This is a genomic window from Streptomyces lucensis JCM 4490, assembly GCF_014650035.1.
Lineage (GTDB): Bacteria > Actinomycetota > Actinomycetes > Streptomycetales > Streptomycetaceae > Streptomyces > Streptomyces lucensis.
In genome coordinates this window covers 47,961-66,575 of sequence record NZ_BMUE01000020.1, presented here as the reverse complement: position 1 = coordinate 66,575, position 18,615 = coordinate 47,961, and the positions used below count along the sequence as shown (strand labels likewise).

General features: G+C 73.1%; 14 protein-coding genes and 1 pseudogene. 8 read left to right on the top strand and 7 right to left on the bottom strand.

What is annotated here, in order from left to right; translation table 11 throughout:
• Positions 1 to 59: 59 nt before the first annotated feature.
• The gene (locus IE177_RS31380; RefSeq protein WP_190018850.1) at positions 60 to 1,676 is read right to left on the bottom strand and encodes an adenosine deaminase family protein; all 1,617 of its coding nucleotides are present in this window, start codon (positions 1,674 to 1,676) and stop codon (positions 60 to 62) included.
• Positions 1,677 to 1,918: 242 nt separating this feature from the next.
• Here IE177_RS31380 and IE177_RS31375 point away from each other — a divergent pair, with 242 nt between their 5' ends.
• The gene (locus tag IE177_RS31375; RefSeq protein WP_190018849.1) at positions 1,919 to 2,173 is read left to right on the top strand and encodes a DUF5133 domain-containing protein; all 255 of its coding nucleotides are present in this window, start codon (positions 1,919 to 1,921) and stop codon (positions 2,171 to 2,173) included.
• Between the two features lie 215 nt (positions 2,174 to 2,388).
• Positions 2,389 to 3,306 (top strand): SGNH/GDSL hydrolase family protein, encoded by a 918-nt coding sequence (locus tag IE177_RS31370; RefSeq protein ID WP_190018848.1) that lies wholly within the window; start codon positions 2,389 to 2,391, stop codon positions 3,304 to 3,306.
• Positions 3,307 to 3,383: 77 nt separating this feature from the next.
• Here IE177_RS31370 and pgm read toward each other — a convergent pair whose 3' ends face one another.
• The 3 genes and pseudogenes from pgm to IE177_RS35905 all read right to left on the bottom strand — a co-directional run.
• The gene (gene pgm / locus IE177_RS31365; protein ID WP_190018847.1) at positions 3,384 to 5,024 is read right to left on the bottom strand and encodes a phosphoglucomutase (alpha-D-glucose-1,6-bisphosphate-dependent); all 1,641 of its coding nucleotides are present in this window, start codon (positions 5,022 to 5,024) and stop codon (positions 3,384 to 3,386) included.
• Between the two features lie 110 nt (positions 5,025 to 5,134).
• Complete coding sequence (locus IE177_RS31360) at positions 5,135 to 5,971, bottom strand: chitosanase (protein WP_190018846.1); 837 nt, start codon at positions 5,969 to 5,971, stop codon at positions 5,135 to 5,137.
• 134 nt (positions 5,972 to 6,105) lie between these two features.
• A pseudogene (locus IE177_RS35905) lies at positions 6,106 to 6,442 on the bottom strand (MFS transporter); the annotation flags it as partial.
• 411 nt (positions 6,443 to 6,853) lie between these two features.
• Between IE177_RS35905 and mgrA the strand changes: the two are divergent.
• On the top strand, positions 6,854 to 7,897 hold the full coding sequence (gene mgrA, locus IE177_RS31350; RefSeq protein WP_190018845.1) for an L-glyceraldehyde 3-phosphate reductase: 1,044 nt from the start codon (positions 6,854 to 6,856) through the stop codon (positions 7,895 to 7,897).
• A 170-nt stretch (positions 7,898 to 8,067) separates the two neighbouring features.
• Positions 8,068 to 8,250: a hypothetical protein gene (locus IE177_RS31345; protein WP_190018844.1), complete on the top strand. Its 183-nt coding sequence runs from the start codon at positions 8,068 to 8,070 to the stop codon at positions 8,248 to 8,250.
• Between the two features lie 78 nt (positions 8,251 to 8,328).
• On the opposite strand, the gene IE177_RS31340 is transcribed toward IE177_RS31345, so the two are convergent.
• Positions 8,329 to 8,499: a hydrophobic protein gene (locus tag IE177_RS31340; RefSeq protein ID WP_190018843.1), complete on the bottom strand. Its 171-nt coding sequence runs from the start codon at positions 8,497 to 8,499 to the stop codon at positions 8,329 to 8,331.
• 156 nt (positions 8,500 to 8,655) lie between these two features.
• On the opposite strand from IE177_RS31340, the gene IE177_RS31335 reads away from it, so the two are divergent.
• Positions 8,656 to 8,829, top strand: coding sequence for a CsbD family protein (locus IE177_RS31335; RefSeq protein WP_190018842.1), 174 nt, complete (start codon positions 8,656 to 8,658; stop codon positions 8,827 to 8,829).
• A 322-nt stretch (positions 8,830 to 9,151) separates the two neighbouring features.
• Positions 9,152 to 9,601, top strand: a complete 450-nt coding sequence (locus IE177_RS31330) for an ATP-binding protein (protein WP_190018841.1) — start codon at positions 9,152 to 9,154, stop codon at positions 9,599 to 9,601.
• A gap of 8 nt (positions 9,602 to 9,609) precedes the next feature.
• On the opposite strand, the gene IE177_RS31325 is transcribed toward IE177_RS31330, so the two are convergent.
• Together IE177_RS31325 and IE177_RS31320 are read right to left on the bottom strand one after the other, a co-directional pair.
• Positions 9,610 to 12,033 (bottom strand): SpoIIE family protein phosphatase, encoded by a 2,424-nt coding sequence (locus IE177_RS31325; RefSeq protein WP_373305210.1) that lies wholly within the window; start codon positions 12,031 to 12,033, stop codon positions 9,610 to 9,612.
• 49 nt (positions 12,034 to 12,082) lie between these two features.
• Positions 12,083 to 16,069, bottom strand: a complete 3,987-nt coding sequence (locus IE177_RS31320; protein WP_190018840.1) for a HAMP domain-containing protein — start codon at positions 16,067 to 16,069, stop codon at positions 12,083 to 12,085.
• Between the two features lie 407 nt (positions 16,070 to 16,476).
• Here IE177_RS31320 and IE177_RS31315 point away from each other — a divergent pair, with 407 nt between their 5' ends.
• Complete coding sequence (locus IE177_RS31315; protein WP_190018839.1) at positions 16,477 to 17,490, top strand: 4Fe-4S dicluster domain-containing protein; 1,014 nt, start codon at positions 16,477 to 16,479, stop codon at positions 17,488 to 17,490.
• Positions 17,487 to 18,512, top strand: coding sequence for an NrfD/PsrC family molybdoenzyme membrane anchor subunit (gene nrfD, locus IE177_RS31310; RefSeq protein ID WP_190018838.1), 1,026 nt, complete (start codon positions 17,487 to 17,489; stop codon positions 18,510 to 18,512). The genes IE177_RS31315 and nrfD overlap by 4 nt, the downstream gene beginning before the upstream one ends.
• Positions 18,513 to 18,615 lie beyond the last annotated feature (103 nt).

Sequence of the window (18,615 nt, the reverse complement as noted above, 5' to 3'; positions counted from 1 at the left end):
CCGCGGGTGACGACGGGGCGAGGGCCGGCCGGGCCCGCCCCGTCGTCACCCGGCCGGGGTCAGTGCGCCGCGGCGGCGTGGGTGCGCTCGAAGGCGGCGAAGGCGGCCTCCTGACGCCATTCCAGCCGTGCCTTCGCGCTGCCGTTGAGGAGGTGCCGGCAGGCCGCGCCGCGTACCGGCAGACCGGGGCGCTCTCCTCGGCAGGCCGGGACCCGCTGGTAGCCGCGCACGGTGGGATCGCCCTGCCACAGGCTCGCGCCGGGCAGGAAGCCGTACTCCAGCGAGGCGCGCGCCAGGTCCTTCAGCTCGGGGTAGCCGAGGCCGTAGGTACCGGCGGCGTACTGGTACTCGTGGCTGATGTCGATGCGGGAGACACCGGGGTCGTCGGTGGCGAGGACGACCGGCACGCCGTAGCGGCGGTATGTGCTGAAGGGGTGGTCGGCGCCCCTGACGCCCAGGATCTGGGCGTTGCTGGAGAAGGGGACCTCCACGGCCACCCGGCGGGCGGCCATGGTGCGCGCGGTGCCCTGCCAGTCGTCCTCGTGGACGAGGTCGACGCCGTGTCCGACGCGCTCGGTCCGGGCGACGTCCACGGCCTGCCTGATGTGGAACCCGAGGTGCTCCGGCTTGACCAGCCCGGGCCACAGCTCGCCGGCGTGCAGGGTGACGTGGGCCTGCGGGTACTGGGTGCGCAGATAGCCGACCATGCGCATCTGCAGCCCGTAGTCGCGCAGGGAGCTGTCCCAGTCCTCCGGCTGGACCAGGTTGACGGCGACGAACCGCGGGTCGGCCTCGGCCAGCCGCATGCCGAGAGCGAGCTGGGTGAAGACCCGCTCCGGCGCACTGCCGCGGGAGGCCTGGCTGATCCAGCGGACGACGAGCCCGCAGGTCGGCCTGGCCCGGGACGTGCCGCATTGCTCGGCGGCCCGGAACTCGGCGTCGCCGGCGTCGGCTTCCTCGCGCGCCTGGGCGACGAGCCGGTCCAGCCTGCCGCCCGCGAGCAGTTCGCGGTGCAGGGCGGCGAGGTCGTCGTTCCAGCCGACCTCGGCGGCGAGGCTCTTCGCGCCGTCCGAGGCAGGGGTGACCATGGTCTCCAGGTAGAACTGGTTGCCGCGCACGACGCCCTCGGCGACCTCGGCGAGCAGCTTGCCCCGGTGCCGCCAGGTGACCTCGCCGAACTTGCCGAAGGTGTCGAAGAAGTGGTCGTGGCCGTTGCGGTCGGCCGGAAAGTCCTCCATCGACCAGGCACGCACGAGCGCGGCGTGGAGGGCCGGGTCGGTGCGCGCGTCGCCGGCGGGGCGGGTGCCGGTGCGGCAGGGCGGGGCCTGGGCGGTCAGCGTCGCGGTGTCGACGCACAGTCCGTCCTCGGCGGCCAGTTCGATCAGGTACTCCGTGGACACGGCGCCGGACAGGTGGTTGTGCAGGTCCCCTCCCTTGGGCAGCTGCCGGAAGAACGCCCGCAGGTCCGCGGGCCGGTTGCGGGCGGACCGCAGGTACGCGTCGGTGCGCGCCTCCGCGGCCGTGACCTGCCGGGCCGGTGACGCGGCGGGCCCGGCGGCCGGGTGCGCCGGATACGCGGCGGCGGGCAGGGCGGACAGCAGGGACAGGGCGCCGAGGGTGCCGAGCACGGCCGGAACGCCCCGGCGGCGTGCGGCGCTCGAAGGTTGCAGACTCACGAGGGCATGATCAGCCAGGGAGCACGGCCGCACCGTCTCGCCGGGCGGGTCACGGCCCGAGAGCACCCGACCGGATGACGTGCCGGTCTTCACGGCCGCGCACCGGGCGCCCGGGCCCCCGCGGCCACGGGAGTGACGCGGGCCTGCCAGCACGGGTGGTGTTGCTGTGGCATGCGGGACGCGCACGCGGGTATTCGCGCTGCGACTTCGCACATCGGCGACACACCTGGGAGGCGGAACACATGCTGATGGCACACCCCGCGGTACTGAAGGACCTCATCGGCCAGTACGAGGCCCTCACGCTGCTCGGGGCCGAGGAGAGCCCGCAGGCGAGGCAGCGGCTGGCGGACATCTCCTACACGCTGTGCGTGGCCACCGGCACCAAGGACGTCGACATGGCCCTGATCGCCGCCCGCCACCGCCTCTCCGGGGCCCGCCCGGAGGACGACTCGCTGCTCCAGGCCGCGGCACCGGCGGAACCGGCGGCCGGGGTGTGAAGGCGGCCGGCCCGCCGGCCGGGGTCGTCCCGGACGGCGGGCCGGTGCCCGCGGGTTCCGTCCCGGTACCGCCGAGCGGCCCCTTCCCCTGAATTGATCCCCTCCCGCTTCTGGTCCAGGAGACCAACCGGACGGTATACAGGCCCAGTCGAACGCGCGGGGGCCGGCTGCCGGTGCCCCCCGCGCGCGGTGTACCGGCCGCAGGGGGAGGATCCATGACGAACGAGACGCGCCCGGCGAGCGGGGCGAGAGGCCGGCGGCGGGCCGCCGCGGTGGGAGCGGCGCTGGGCGGATGCGCCCTCGTCGCCGCCTCCGCGGCCCCGGTCGCCGCGCACCCCGGCGGACACGGGCGCGAGGTCGCCTACGTGGCCCTCGGCGACTCCTACACCTCGGGCCCCGGCATCCCGCGTCAGGTCGACGCCGGCTGCGCCCGCTCCGACCACAACTACCCCTCGCTCCTGGCGGCCCGGCGGCAGGTGACCTCGTTCACGGACGTCAGCTGCGGCGGAGCCACCACCGCGCAGATGTGGCAGGCGCAGGGCGACAACCCGCCCCAGCTCGACGCGCTCGACCGGGGCACGGACCTGGTCACGGTCCAGATCGGCGGCAACGACGTCGGGTTCGGCACCATCATCGCCACCTGCGCCCGGCTCGGCGCCCAGGACCCCACGGGCAACCCCTGCGAACGCTCCTACACCGCGTCCGGGCACGACGAGCTGGCCCTCGCCGTCCTGCGGACCGCGCCCAAGGTGGACCGGGTGCTGCGGGCCGTGCGGGCCCGGGCGCCGCACGCGCGGGTGGTCGTCGTCGGCTACCCGGACCTGCTGCCCGACGACGGCAGCGGCTGCTTCCCGCAGGTGCCGTTCGCGCGGCGGGACTTCCCCTACCTCCGTGACACCGAGAAGCGGCTGAACCTGATGCTGCGCCTGGTGGCGGGCGTCAACCGGGCGGAGTACACGGACACCTACGGCCCCACCGCGGGCCACGACATGTGCAAGGCGCCCGCGGACCGCTGGATCGAGCCGCTGCAGCCGGCCGCGCCCGCCGCCCCCGCCCACCCCAACGCCCAGGGCGAGGCGGCGATGGCGCAGGCGGTCCTGGACCGGCTGGCAGGGGGCCGCGGCCGCGGCTGAACCGGGAACGGCCTCCGGGACGATGGGAGCGGGTCGCGTGACGCCGCGGTCGCCGGAGGCCGCCGTGTGCGGTGGCGTCAGCCGCCGAGTGCCCCCAGCACCACGGCCTGGGCCTCCTCCTGCACCCGGGCGAGGTGCTCGGCGCCGAGGAACGACTCGGCGTACACCTTGTAGACGTCCTCGGTGCCGGAGGGCCGAGCCGCGAACCAGGCGTTGCCGGTGGTGACCTTGATGCCGCCGATGGCGGCGCCGTTGCCGGGCGCCTCGGTGAGGACGGACGTGACCGCCTCACCGGCCAGCGTGTCCGCGGTGACCTGCGCCGGCGACAACCTGCCGAGCAGCGCCTTCTGTTCACGGGTGGCGGGCGCGTCGATGCGGGCGTAGGCGGGGGCGCCGAAGCGTTCGGTCAGCGCGGCGTAGTGCTCCGACGGCGTCCGGTCCGTGACCGCCGCGATCTCGGAGGCGAGCAGGGCCAGGATGATGCCGTCCTTGTCGGTGGTCCACACCGAGCCGTCCCGGCGCAGGAAGGACGCGCCGGCCGACTCCTCGCCGCCGAACCCGAGGGCGCCGCCGGCCAGTCCGTCCACGAACCACTTGAAGCCGACCGGCACTTCGACCAGGGGGCGGCCGAGGTCGGCGGCGACCCGGTCGATCATCGTCGAGGAGACCAGCGTCTTGCCGATGCCCGCGCCGGCGGGCCACCGCTCGCGGTGGCGGTAGAGGTAGGAGATGGCGACCGCGAGGTAGTGGTTGGGGTTCATCAGGCCGGCGTCGGGAGTGACGATGCCGTGCCGGTCGGCGTCGGCGTCGTTGCCGGTGGCGATGCGGAACCGGTCGCGCTGTTCGATGAGGGAGGCCATCGCGTAGGGCGAGGAGCAGTCCATGCGGATCTGGCCGTCCCAGTCCAGCGTCATGAACCGCCAGGTGGGGTCGGTGTGCGGGTTGACCACCGTGAGGTCGATGCGGTGCTGCTCGGCGATCCGGCCCCAGTAGGCGACGGAGGCTCCGCCGAGCGGATCGGCGCCGATGCGCACGCCCGCGGCGCGGACGGCGTCCAGGTCGAGCACGCTGGGCAGGTCCCCGACGTAGGCGCCGAGGAAGTCGTGGCGCCGGGTGGTGTCCGCGGCGAGGGCGCGGGCGTACGGCACCCGGCGTACGTCCTTCAGGCCGCCGGTGATGATCTGGTTGGCGCGGTCCTGGATCCAGGAGGTCGCGTCGGAGGCCGCGGGGCCGCCGCTCGGCGGGTTGTACTTGAAGCCGCCGTCGGCGGGCGGGTTGTGCGAAGGGGTGACGACCACCCCGTCCGCGAGTCCGAGGGCGCGGCCCCGGTTGTGGGTGAGGATCGCGTGCGAGACGGCGGGGGTGGGCGTGTAGCCGTCCTGCGCGTCGACGAGCACGGTCACGCCGTTGGCGGCGAACACCTCCAGCGCGGTGACCTTGGCGGGCTCCGACAGGGCGTGTGTGTCGGCGCCCAGGAAGAGGGGGCCGTCGGTGCCCTGGGCGGCGCGGTACTCGCAGATGGCCTGGCTGGTGGCGGCGATGTGGTCCTCGTTGAACGCGGTCGCCAGGGACGAACCCCGGTGGCCCGAGGTGCCGAACGCGACCCGCTGCGCCGGGTCGGCCGGATCCGGGTGCAGCGCGTAGTACGCCGTGACCAGCCGGGCCACGTCGACAAGGTCCTCGGGACCGGCCGGCCGGCCGGCTCGCTCGTGCGGCATGAGTCCGTTCCTCCGCATCGGTAAGGTCGTTCGCTCACCGCCCATCTTTCCTCGCGTGGGGCCTGCCATGCGAGCAGGCCCCACGCGTCTCACGCCTCGTGCCCCGCGGGTCAGCCGATGTGGTAGCTGTCGCCGTACACCTTCCAGTCGAGCGGGGTGTTCAGGTCGAGGTTGCCCTTGCGCAGGAAGACGCGCTGTGCGGTGTCGACGCGGCTGGTGTCGCTGTGCGCCTCCTCCTGCTTCATCGCCCACACCCGCGCGTCGAGGAACGCGTTCAGGTACGCCGTCTCGTCGCCGCCCTGCGCCGGCGGCCTGGCGCTGCGCAGGGCGCGCCCGCGGATGTTGCGGAAGCCCGTCGGGTCGTCGCCGTCGCCGTGCATGACGAGGGCGTCGTAGTAGGCGAACTGGCCGAGCGCGCGCAGTCCGTCGGCCTTGCCCCGGGCGACCGCGGGGTTGAAGTAGACACGGTCGCGTTCGTCGTTCTGGGCATGCTGGAACGCGGTGTCCCGGGCGGCCCTGCGCCAGTCCGCGGGGAAGCCCGGGTCCAGGCCGTCGTGCGAGTCGCTGCCGTCGACCCGGCGCAGGGCGGGCAGGTATGTGGCGAGGACGTTTCCGGGGCTGCGGTCGGTGTAGAGCCGCACCAGGTCGAGCATGTCACCGGTGCCCGAGCAGAAGCCGATGATGCCGGCGGTGTAGCCGCGGCCGTCGCCGATGTCCTCGATGTACTTGTACTGGGCCTTCCAGTCGAGCGAGGAGTTCTCCGCGCTCGACACCAGCTTCATCGCCGTCTCCTTCTTCGCCGGATCGTCCAGGCCCGGGGCCGCGGCCTGGCCGGCGGCGGCGCGCCGGGTTCCGATCACGGCGCCGCAGGCCACGGCGCCGAGCGCGGTGACGACGGTCCTGCGGGAGGGGACGACGGCTGGGATTCGGCGGTCCGAGTGCGCCACAGGGGCTCCAGAGGGGTGTGGGGGGCGTACACTGATAGGAAAGTTTCCTACCAAATACGCCGAGGGCCCGTAACCCCGTGCACAGGAAGTTCGTAGGATCGGACAGTCGTGCGGCGGGCGGCGCGGGGGGCGGCTCAGCCGCGCCGCGCCTCGTCCCGGTCCCGCGTGAGGGCGTACAGCTCCTGCGACGTCGTGATCATCTCGCGCCGCTCCCGGCCGGGAGCCGACCATCGGCTGCGAGCCGTTGAGCGGGACCTGGGCGCTCTCGGGCAGGAAGCGGACGGCCAGCAGGCCGATGGCGCCGGCCACCATGAGGTAGTAGGCGGGCATCAGGTCGTCGCCGGTGGCGGTCACCAGCGCCGCGGTGACCAGCGGAGTGGTGCCGCCGAAGGCGGCGACGGCGACGTGGCCGGCGACTCCTCCCGCCTCCTGGCACGCGCTGCAGCGAGTCCCGGCCGGGGAGGTCGAAGATGGCAGCCGGGGATCACACCGATGGCGAAGGCGCCCACCGCCATCATGATCATGGTGGTGGCGAGGACCTTCTGACGGCCGACGCGGTCGCCCGGCCCGAAGACCAGCCCGCCGAGGAGCCGGACGGCGAAGGCGGCGGCGAAGGCCGCGAAAGCGGAGATGACCTGGGCGGCCGGGGAGGCGCCGGGGAAGACCACCTTGCCGACGGTGGCGGCCAGCTAGCTGTAGATGCAGCGCCTCCCGCGTCTGGCCGCTTTGATCACCGCGTGCCCCGGCGGCCGATTCAGAAACGGAACCGGTCAATCCCATCCGGGACGGCGGTTGGACTTGCGCGACGCGAAGGCGCAGGGTGGACGCGCTCTCGCGCACACGCGGGGCACACCTGTCGCACCACCCCGGAAGAAGACCTCGATGACGTACGTCGCGGACCCCGCTCGCTACGACGGCACCATGCGCTACCGGCGCACCGGCCGTTCGGGACTGGACCTGCCGGTCCTGTCCCTGGGCTACTGGCACAACTTCGGCGACGACCGCCCCTTCGAGACCCAGCGCGAGATCGCCCTGCGCGCCTTCGACCTCGGGATCACCCACCACGACCTGGCCAACAACTACGGCCCGCCCTACGGTGCGGCCGAGCTGAACTTCGGGCGGCTGCTCCAGCGTGACCTGGCGCCGTACCGGGACGAGCTGGTGATATCCACGAAGGCCGGCTGGGACATGTGGCCCGGCCCCTACGGGCAGGGCGGCGGCTCCCGCAAGTACGTGCTGGCGTCGCTGGACCAGTCGCTGCGCCGGATGGGCGTGGACTACGTGGACATCTTCTATTCCCACCGGCTGGACGCGAGCACGCCGCTGGAGGAGACGATGGGCGCGCTGGACACCGCCGTCCGCCAGGGCAAGGCGCTCTACGTCGGCATCTCCTCCTACGACGCCGAGCGCACCCGGCAGGCGGCCGCGATCCTGCGCGACCTCGGCACCCCGATGCTGATCCACCAGCCGTCGTACAGCATGCTCAACCGCTGGATCGAGACGGACGGCCTGCTGGAGGCGGCCGAGGAGGAGGGCTTCGGGGTGATCGGCTTCACGGCGCTCGCCCAGGGGCTGCTGACCGGCCGCTACCTCGACGGCGTGCCGCAGGACTCACGTGCCGCGCGCGGCACGTCCTTCGACCCGGCGTGGCTCACGGACGACATGCGGCGCCGGCTGCGCGCCCTGAACGACGTCGCGGCCCGGCGCGGGCAGAGCCTCGCCCAGCTGGCGCTGGCCTGGGCGCTGCGTGACGAGCGGGTGACCTCGCTGGTGATCGGCGCCTCGCGCACCGAGCAGCTGGAGCAGAACGTGGCCGCGCTGGAGAACCTCGACTTCACGGACGCGGAGCTGGCGGAGATCGACGAGTACGCCACCGAGGGCGGCGTGGACCTGTGGCGTGAGGCCCGGCTGGGCACCCTCGGGTGAGGGGGCACTCGGTGCCGGGCCCTCCCGGCACCGAGTGCCGCAGAAGCTGGACATAACGGAAAAGTAGGACATAATTAGGAGAGGTCGGACAGCGATGTCATAGCCGCCCCCCTTGCCCTCCGCCGGCGCACGCCGCGCTCGCCCCGCGACTTCGAGGAGCCGCTCACCGCATGGCGCACGCAGCCCACTGCAGCCCCCTTCTGCCTCCCCACCCCGACGTGGCCCTCGCCCGCGACTGCGAGCAGTGCCTCGGCTGGGGAACCGTCGTCACGCGCGACGGGGACCACGAACTGTGCTACGTCTGCCAGCCCGCCGCCGGGGACGACGAGGGCACCGCCCGGCCCGAGTCCTGACGGAAGGACGAACCCGACGGAAGGACGCAAGAGGGCCCCGGCCGAAGCCGGGGCCCTCTTCGCCGTGGACGGCCGCACCTACCAGCGGTACCAGCGGCCGCGGCGGCCTCCGGTTCCGGCCGGACGGACGATGAAGCCCAGCACCCACAGTACGAGCACGATGACGGCGATCCACCACAACGCCTTCAGCGCGAAGCCCGCACCGAAGAGAATCAGCGCCAGCAGAAGAACCAGAAGCAAAGGAACCATGTTTATCAACCTCCGGACCAGCGGGTGCCCGGGAATTTCTCGATCATCCCCCACTTTTCCCGGGGTTCCGAGTCGAGGCTGCCGGGTTTGGGGGGCGGAACAGTGGTAAGCCGGGATGAGGAACGGACACCGCGAGACCTGAGGATGTGAAACCCGATGGCTGGCAGCAAGAAGGCAAAGGGCAAGATGGAGCAGGCCAAGGGGAAGACCAAGGAAGCCATGGGCCGGGCCGTCGGCAATGAGCGCATGGAGGCCGAGGGCCGCATGGAAGGCGCGCGCGGGGACGCCCGGCAGGCCAAGGAGAAGACGAAGGACGTCTTCAAGCACTGAATCGGGCCGGCATTCGCATTCCGAAACGGGCCCGGGAGGCAACGCGAAAGCGGATTCTTTTCCCGGGCCCGTTTCGCTGCGCAGGGGCACCCCTGCGCACGCGCGCGGGCCCCTGCGGGCGGGCCCCGCGCGACCGCCGGTCCGCGCCGCCACCGCCCCCCGCCGCCCCCGGTCCGCGGCTCCCATCAGGAGTTCGTGTGCAACCGGAGGATTCCTCGCGGACGTCCCCTTGATCGACGGTGCAACGGGTAGCCGCAGCAGGGACGGCACGACCCCCCTTGATCACAGGAAGGGACCCTGACCCCAGAGGAAAAGGGCAACTATGGACATCCCGCTCAGGACGCACACGACGACGCAGGACCGCCCCGCGCCCCTGCGCCACGGCCGCACCTGGGACGCCGGCGTATCCAGCATCGGTGACGCGAGAGACGCCGTGGCGACGCTGCTGTCGCAGGCGCGTCCCGCACCCGGCCTGCGCTCGGTGCAGGATGCCCAGCTGGTCGTCAGCGAACTCGTCACCAACGCGGCCAAGCACGCACCCGGCCCCTGCTCCCTGGGTCTGGAACTGCTGCCCGACGCGTCAGCCGTGCGCATCACCGTGACGGACACCTCCGCCGAGCCGCCCGTGAGACGCCCCGCGGACCCGGGACGGATCGGCGGCCACGGCCTGCACCTGGTCGCGATGCTCGCCGCCGACCTGGTGGTGACCCCGCTGGCCGAGGGCAAGCGGGTCACCGCCACCGTGCCGCTCACCGGCGCCCTGGCGCGGTAGCCCGCGCCTCACACGACCCTGATGCCCACGATGCAGGTGTCGTCGTCGGTGTCCGACCTGCTGTGGGTGAGCAGCCGGTCCAGTTGCTGGTCCAGGGTCCTGGGCGCCGATCGCGCCGTGTCCAGCAGGTGGGACAGCGACTCCTCCACCGAGCGGTCCCGGCGCTCGATCAGGCCGTCGGTGTACATCAGCAGCGTGTCCCCGGCGGCGAGTTGCACCTCGGTCTCCTCGTACACCGCCTCCGGCAGGGCGCCGAGCAGCAGACCCTTGAGCATGGGCAGGGTCGCGGCCTCCGCCTCCCGCACCAGTACCGGCGGCAGGTGACCCGCCCGCGCCCAGCGCAGCGTCCGCCGCTCGCCGTCGTACAGCCCGCACACGGCGGTCGCGGTGACGGCGCCCGTCAGGTGGTGGGCGACGATGTTCAGCCACGACAGCAGCTGTGCCGGTCCGGCTCCGGTCACCGCGAGACCGCGCAGCGCGTTGCGCAGCACGACCATGCTGGTCGCCGCCTCGATACCGTGCCCGGCGACGTCCCCGACGCACAGCAGCACCAGCCCGGAGGGCAGCACGACGGCGTCGTACCAGTCGCCGCCGACCAGCTGCTCGGTCTCCGCGGGCCGGTAACGCACCGCCACCTGGAGGTCCGGCACCTGCAGAGGGGCCTGCGTGGGCGGCATGATCGCGTGCTGGAGCTGCAGCGCCAGCCTGTTGCGCTCGTCGGCCTGCTGCTCGGTGTGGGCCAGCTGGTCGCGGGTGGCGGCGAGGGCGACCTCGGTCCAGTGCTGGGCGGAGATGTCCTGGTAGGCGCCGCGCAGGCCGAGGAGCTGGCCGTCGGTGTCGAGGACCGGCTCGGCCACCACGCGCATGTGCCGGGTCACCCCGTCCGGGCGCAGCAGCCGGAACGCGGCGGACGCGGGCCTGCGGTGGTGGATCACGGTGCGCAGGAACCGGCCGATGGAGACGGCGTCGTCGGGATGGGCGTGCGCGGCCAGGTTCTCCAGGGCGACCGGGGGGCTGGTGGGCGGGCGGCCGTAGAGGTCGAACAGCTGGCCGTTCCAGGTGATCTCGTTCGTGAGCAGGTTCTCCTCGAAGCCGCCGATCCGGCCGAGCCGCTGGGCGTGCTGGAGGAGGCTGGCCAGGCGCGCCGTCTCGTCCTCGATGCGCCAGATGAGCAGGACCGCCGAGCCGTGACGGCTGATGCTGATGTCGGCGACGGCCGACAGCGGCACTTCGTCGACCAGCGCGGTCAGCCGCATGCGCCGGGTGCGGAACGGCTCGCCCGTGGCGTACACACGCTCCACGCGCTGGAACAGCTCACTGGCGCCGGCGGCCATCGGATAGGCCTCCAGCAGCAGCGCGCCGCCCACGACGGCCCGGGGCCGGCCCGCGGGGTCGAGGAAGCGGCCGTTGACGTGCTGGATGCGGAAGTCGACGAGCTGCCCGGCGTCGTCGAGGTGCGGCACCAGGACCAGCGCCGGGTCGTGCAGCCCGTCCGCCAGGTCCATCAGCTCCACCGCGTCGGGCAGTACCCCGGGGTCCTGTCCGGCCCCGGCCGGCAGCACGGAGGTCTCCAGCGTGTGGGCGCACAGCTCGGCGAGGGCCTCGACCTGCCGGAGCACCGGACGCGGCAGCGGTTCCTCGGGCTTGGCCCAGACGATCTCCAGGACTCCGTGGATCCGGCCGCCCACGCCGGCCGGCACGGCGATGCGCGCGCCGTCGGAGTACTCCCGGCGGCCCACCGTGGGCAGCCCGGAGTCGGTGAGCGAGGCCAGCCACAGGCCGTCCGGATCGGTCAGGCCGCGCCGGGCCACGGTCGCCACGTCGGGCGGGACGTACCGCCAGCGGGCCGCTTCGCCCGGCGGGAAGCCGGCGCTGCCCGCCAGGGTCAGCGAACCGTCCGCACCGGCCGCCCAGATCGCCACGGCCACCGCGCCCAGCGGCCGCACGGCGTGTTCGAGCAGCGAGTCGGCCATCGCCTGGGTGTCGTCCGCGGCGAGCAGCCCGCTCTCGGCGGCGCGCAGCCGTACGGCGGCGGACTCCTCGACGGGCTCCGACGGGTCCGCGGCGCGGGACAGGAAGGCCTCGGTGACCTCCGCGACCCGGTCCCGGGCGGCCTGGTTGATGACGTCCACCGCGAACTCCAGCGGGGTCACCTGGGCCTGCTCGGTGAGTTCGGCGAGCTGGCGGGCGGCCTGCGCCGGGCCGCAGCCGAGGCGCTCGACCAGGATGCCCTTGGCCAGCTCGATCAGCGCCCGGCCCTCGGCCTCGGCCTGTGCCGTGCGCACTTCCCGGCGCAGCCGCTCGACGGTGGCGGCGAGCCGGCCCACCGGCGAGGTGGCCGGGGCGTCGGCCGGCGCCGGGTCCGGGTGCGGGCGAGGGACGGGCAGACCGTCCGCGGTCTCCCGCAGGGCGGGCGGTTCATGACTGTTCACCGGATCCGTGCTCCTCGGCCTGCGGTCGGTCGGACGTGCCGTGCTGCCCTCATGCGGGGAGCCAGCGCCGGACGCAGGCGATGAGGTCATGGGTGTCCACCGGTTTCGTGACGTAGTCGCTCGCCCCGGAGGCGAGGCTCTTCTCCCGGTCGCCCTGCATGGCCTTCGCCGTCACGGCGATGACCGGCAGGTCGGCGTACTGGGGCATTCTGCGGATCTCCGCCGTGGCCGTGTACCCGTCCATCTCGGGCATCATCACGTCCATCAGCACGAGTTCGACGTCCGGGTTGTTCATCAGCGTCTCGATGCCCTTGCGGCCGTTCTCCGCGTGCAGGACGCGGAATCCGTGCAGTTCGAGGATGCCGCTGAGCGCGAACAGGTTGCGGGCGTCGTCGTCGACGACGAGGACGGTGCGGCCGCGGGTGTGCTCGTCGACCAGGTGGGGCGCCGTGCGCTGCGGCTCCTCGGCGCGGACCAGGGTGAGGACCTCGCCGGGTTCCTCGGCGGACAGGTGCAGCGCGATCCGCTCGCGCAGCTCGTCGAGGCTGAAGAGGAACTCCAGCGGGCCGTCGGTGCCCTCGGCGGCCTGCTCCGTGCGGTGGGAGCTGTGCACCAGGACGGGGACGCTCGCGAGGGCGGAGTCCCCGCGCAGCGCCTCCAGGAAGCGGGCCGACTCCCCGTCGGGCATGCCCAGTTCGACGACGACGCAGTGGCAGGCCTCGGCGGCGAGCGCTCCCGCCGCCTCCTGGGCGCCGACCGCGGTGATGATGTCGACGGGTGTGCCGCCGTCGTCGGCCCGGCCGTGCGCGAGGTCCCCGACCACGCTCTCGGCGACCAGCGTCAGCAGACCGCGCGGGCGCTCCTCCACGACGAGCAGGCGCCGGGAGCGCTGCCGCTTCGCGGTGACGAGCGGCAGGTGCGCGGTGGCGTCGGGCTCGGCCGCGCCGTCCGCCGGCAGCTGCTCGGCGGGCTTGGGAAGGGCGCGTCCGCTGCGCAGGACCTCCTCGAAGTCCGGCCGGGCGACCGGCAGGAAGAGGGTGAAGGTGCTGCCCTTGCCGGGAGTGCTGTCGACGCTGACGGCGCCGCCGAGGAGATGGGCGATCTCCCGGGTGATGGACAGGCCGAGCCCGGTGCCCCCGTACTTGCGGCTCGTCGTGCCGTCCGCCTGCTGGAAGGCGCCGAAGATGGTCTCCAGCTGCTGTTCCGGGATGCCGATGCCGGTGTCCTTGACACGGAAGGCGGCGACCGCGCCGCCCCGCACCACGCCGTCGGGCACCTCGTCGTCGGAGGCCGGTTCGACGCGCAGCTCGACCCCGCCCTGCTCGGTGAACTTCACGGCGTTGGACAGCAGGTTGCGCAGGATCTGCCGCAGCCGGGAGTCGTCGGTGAGCAGGTCGACGGGGGCGCCGGGAGCCGTGGTGATGGTGAAGTCCAGGCTCTTCTGCGAGGTCATCGGCTGGAAGGTGGCCTCGACGTACTCGATCAGCTGCCGCAGCGAGACCCGCTCCGGCGTCACGTCCATCTTGCCGGCCTCGACCTTGGACAGGTCGAGGATGTCGTTGATCAGCTGGAGCAGGTCCGAGCCGGCGGAGTGGATGATCCCGGCGTACTCGACCTGCTTCGGGGTGAGGTTGCGGGAGGGGTTCTGGGCCAGCAACTGGGCGAGGATGAGCAGGCTGTTGAGCGGCGTGCGCAGCTCGTGGCTCATGTTGGCCAGGAACTCGGACTTGTACTTCGAGGCGAGCGAGAGCTGCTGGGCGCGCGCCTCCAGCTCCTGGCGGGCCTGCTCGATCTGCAGGTTCTTCGCCTCGATGTCCCGGTTCTGGTCGGCCAGCAGCGAGGCCTTCTCCTCCAGTTCCGCGTTGGAGCGCTGCAGCTCCTCCTGTCGGGCCTGCAACTCGGCCGAGCGGGACTGCAGTTCGCTGGTCAGCCGCTGGGACTCCTGGAGCAGTTCGTCGGTGCGGGCGTTGGCGACGATCGTGTTGACGTTGACGCCGATGGTGTCCACCAGCTGCTGCAGGAAGTCCCGCTGGATCTTGGTGAAACGAGTGACCGAGGCCAGTTCGATGACGCCGAGGACCTGGTCCTCGAAGACGATGGGCAGCAGCAGCAGCGCGGTGGGCTCGACCTGCCCGAGCCCGGAGGAGATGGTGACGTACCCCGCCGGCAGCTCGTCCACGGCGATGGTGCGGCGGCTGCGCGCGGCCTGGCCGACCAGGGAACGGCCGAACGGGATGCGCACGGGACGGGAGTCGTCGTCGGGCCGGCCGTAGGAGCCGACGAGCCCCAGCTCGGGTCCGGACCGGCCGTCCTCGGCGAGGTAGAAGGCGCCGTACTGGGCGGACACCTGGGGCACCAGCTCGTCCATGATCAGCTCGGCGACCACGGGCAGCTCGCGGTGGCCCTGCATGAGACCGGAGATGCGGGCGAGGTTGGTCTTCAGCCAGTCCTGTTCCTGGTTGGCCCGGGTGGTCTCGCGCAGGGACCCCACCATGGAGTTGATGTTGTCCTTGAGGTCGGCGACCTCGCCGGAGGCGTCGACGGTGATGGAACGGGTCAGGTCGCCCTCGGCGACGGCGCTGGCCACGTCGGCGATGGCGCGGACCTGCCGGGTGAGGTTGCCCGCGAGTTCGTTGACGTTCTCGGTGAGGCGCTTCCAGGTGCCGGAGACACCCTCGACCTCGGCCTGGCCGCCGAGCCGGCCCTCGGTGCCCACCTCGCGGGCCACCCGGGTCACCTCGTCCGCGAACGCGGACAGCTGGTCCACCATCGTGTTGATGGTCGTCTTGAGTTCGAGGATCTCGCCGCGGGCGTCGACGTCGATCTTCTTGGACAGGTCGCCCTTGGCCACGGCGGTGGTCACGAGCGCGATGTTGCGCACCTGACCGGTGAGGTTGTTGGCCATGGAGTTGACGTTGTCGGTCAGGTCCTTCCAGGTGCCGGCCACGTTGGGCACGTGCGCCTGCCCGCCGAGCCGGCCCTCGGTGCCCACCTCGCGGGCCACCCGGGTCACCTCGTCCGCGAACGCGGACAGGGTGTCGACCATGGTGTTGATGACGTCGGCGAGGGCGGCGACCTCGCCCTTGGCCTCGACGGTGATCTTCTGCGAGAGGTCGCCCTTGGCGACGGCGGTCGCGACCTGCGCGATGGAGCGGACCTGACCGGTCAGGTTGGAGGCCATCACGTTGACGTTGTCGGTCAGGTCCTTCCAGGTGCCCGCCACACCACGCACCTGGGCCTGCCCGCCGAGCCGGCCCTCGGTGCCCACCTCGCGGGCCACCCGGGTCACCTCGTCCGCGAACGCGGACAGCTGGTCCACCATCGTGTTCATGGTGTTCTTCAGCTCGAGGATCTCGCCCCGGGCGTCCACGGTGATCTTCTGCGAGAGGTCGCCCTGCGCCACCGCGGTGGCCACCTGGGCGACGTTCCGCACCTGGGCGGTCAGGTTCCCGGCCATGAAGTTCACCGAGTCCGTCAGGTCGCGCCAGGTGCCCTTGACGCCCTTGACGTCCGCCTGCCCGCCGAGCCGGCCCTCGGTGCCCACCTCGCGGGCCACCCGGGTCACCTCGTCCGCGAACGCGGAGAGCTGGTCGACCATGGTGTTGATGGTGCTCTTGAGCTGGAGGATCTCGCCGCGCGCCGGGACGTCGATCTTCTGCGACAGGTCGCCCCTGGCCACGGCGGTGGCCACCTGGGCGATGTCGCGGACCTGGGTGGTGAGGTTGCCGGCCATCGCGTTGACGGACTCGGTCAGGTCGGCCCAGGTGCCCTTGACCCCCTGCACCTGCGCCTGACCGCCCAGGGTTCCCTCGGTGCCCACCTCGCGGGCCACGCGGGTGACCTCGGAGGTGAACACGGACAGCTGGTCCACCATCCCGTTGAAGACGGTGGCGATGTCCCCCATGAGCCCCGTCGAGTCGTCCGGCAACCGGGTGCCGAAGTCACCGTCGCGGACGGCGGTCAGACCCGCCAGCAGTCTTCTGAGTTCCTGGTCCCCCGGGACCGCGTCGGTCGTCCCGATCGCCTTGCCGGTCATGCGCACCCTCGTTCCGCTCCCCAGGAGCCCTCGCGCGAGGGCTCCGAACCACTGCCGGGCACGCGGTCCGACCCGGCGAATGGTGTGTGCATTTCCGCAGTTCACGGACATGCGTGATGAGAAAAATACGTCGAAGGCTAACCCACCCCCGGGTCACGGGACAAAGCGTTCGGCCATTCCCGGTGACCGAAAACATCACCCGCGGAATACAGGCATGAGGCCGGACCGGACGGGTATTCGGACGGGTTGGCGCCGCAGCCCCGGCGAGGAGGCGGCGGCATCCGGCGCGTGGGCGCGGGCCACCCGGCCGGCGCCCCCGCGTCCCGGCCGTTTCTCGCGCGCGGAGGCGGGGCACCCGTGCCAGGCTCGGAAGAGAGCACAGGGAGCCGAGGGCACGGAGGTACGTGATGGGCGGCGACGAGGACCGCGGCGGCCTTCTGTACGGTCCGCAGCCCGACGTGGCCGGTGCGGCCGGCTATCCCGACGCACCGCCGCGGATGGGGTTCTTCACCGACACCTCCGTGTGCATCGGCTGCAAGGCGTGCGAGGTGGCCTGCAAGGAGTGGAACGCCGTCCCCGAGGACGGCCTGGAACTGACCGGCATGTCGTACGACAACACGCAGGGGCTCGGCGCCGACACCTGGCGGCACGTGGCCTTCATCGAGCAGCGCAAGCCCTTCGGCGGGCAGGAGCCCGGGGTCGCGCACGACGACGTCGACGTGTTCGCGGCCGCCGCCCGGCTCGGCACCGACGCCGGCTCACCCGGCCCGGGCTCCACCGCTCCCCCGCCCGGGCAGGCGCCCGCCGGCGCACCCGCCGGGCGTATCTCCCCCCTCTCCCCGGACGGCCGCACCGAGCTGCGCTGGCTGATGGCCTCCGACGTGTGCAAGCACTGCACCCACGCGGCGTGCCTGGACGTGTGCCCCACCGGGGCGCTGTTCCGCACCGAGTTCGGCACGGTGGTCGTCCAGGAGGACGTCTGCAACGGCTGCGGCTACTGCGTGCCCGCCTGCCCGTACGGTGTCATCGACCAGCGCGAGGACGACGGCCGGGTGTGGAAGTGCACCCTGTGCTACGACCGGCTCGGCGCCGGCATGGAGCCCGCCTGCGCCAAGTCCTGCCCCACGGAGTCCATCCAGTTCGGCCCGCTGGAGGAGCTGCGCGAACGCGCGCGGGCCCGGGTGGCCCAGCTGCACGCGGCCGGCGTGCCCGACGCCCGCCTGTACGGCGAGAGCCCGGACGACGGGGTCGGCGGCGACGGGGCGTTCTTCCTGCTGCTGGACGAGCCGGAGGTCTACGGGCTTCCCCCGGATCCGGTGGTCACCACCCGGGACCTGCCGGACATGTGGCGGCACGCGGCGCTGGCCGCCCTCTCGCTGGCCGCCCTCGCCGCCGGGAGTTTCGTGAGGAGGCCGCGATGAGCGGACCGGACGTCACCCGGGACGGCGTCCAGGGCGCGAGGCCCGGCCGTCAGGCGCCGACGGGCGCGCACGCGGGCCGCCGCCGGCGTCGGCGCGGGCGCGGGCGGGGCGAGCAGCCGATGGTGCCGGACGCGGTGTTCTCGTCGTACTACGGCAAGCCCGTGCTGAACAGGCCGACGTGGAAGGCGCTGGACATCGCCGGCTACCTGTACCTCGGCGGTCTGGCCGGCGCGTCCTCGCTGCTGGCGGCCGGCGGCCAGTTCACCGGGCGGCCGGGGCTGGCCGCGCCGGCGAAGCTCGGGGCAGCGGGGGCGATCTCGCTGTCGCTGGCCGCGCTCGTGCACGACCTGGGCCGGCCGGCCCGGTTCCTGAACATGCTCCGGGTCTTCAAGCCCACCTCCCCCATGAGCGTGGGGTCGTGGCTGCTGGTGGGGTACGCGCCGCTGAACCTGGCCGCCGCGGCCGCCGAGGTGGCGGGCCGCTACCGGCTGCTGGGTTCCGCCGCCACCGCGGCGGCGGCCGTCCTCGGGCCGGCCGTGGCCACGTACACGGCGGTGCTCCTCTCGGACACGGCGGTGCCCTCCTGGCACGAGGGCTACCGGCAGCTGCCGTTCGTCTTCGCGGGTTCCGCCGCGACCGCCGCCTCCGGGCTGGCCCTGGTCGCGGCCCCGGCGGCCGAGGCCGGGCCGGCCCGGCGGATGGGCGTACTGGGGGCCGCGCTGGAACTGGCCGCCTTCCGTGCCATGAAACGGCACATGGGCCTGGCCGCCGAGCCGCTGGAGCAGGGCGGGGCGCACCGGCTGCTGCGGGCGGCGGAGGCCCTCACCGCGGGCGGGGCCGCGCTGGCGGTGCTGTCGGGGCGGATGCGTGACCGGCGCCTGGCCGTCGCCGCGGGCGCCGCCTGGCTGACCGGTTCGGCGGCCCTGCGGTTCGGGGTGTTCCACGCCGGGGTGGCGTCGGCCGAGGACCCCAAGTACACGGTCGTCCCGCAGCGGGAGCGGTTGCGGGCCCGCGGCCGCTGACACCCCGGGTCCTGCCCGTACGGCGTCCGGGGTGCCCGTACGGCGTCCGGACGCCGTTTGACCGGGGCCGGCCGGGGTACTCCGCCGCTCGGCACGCGGTCCG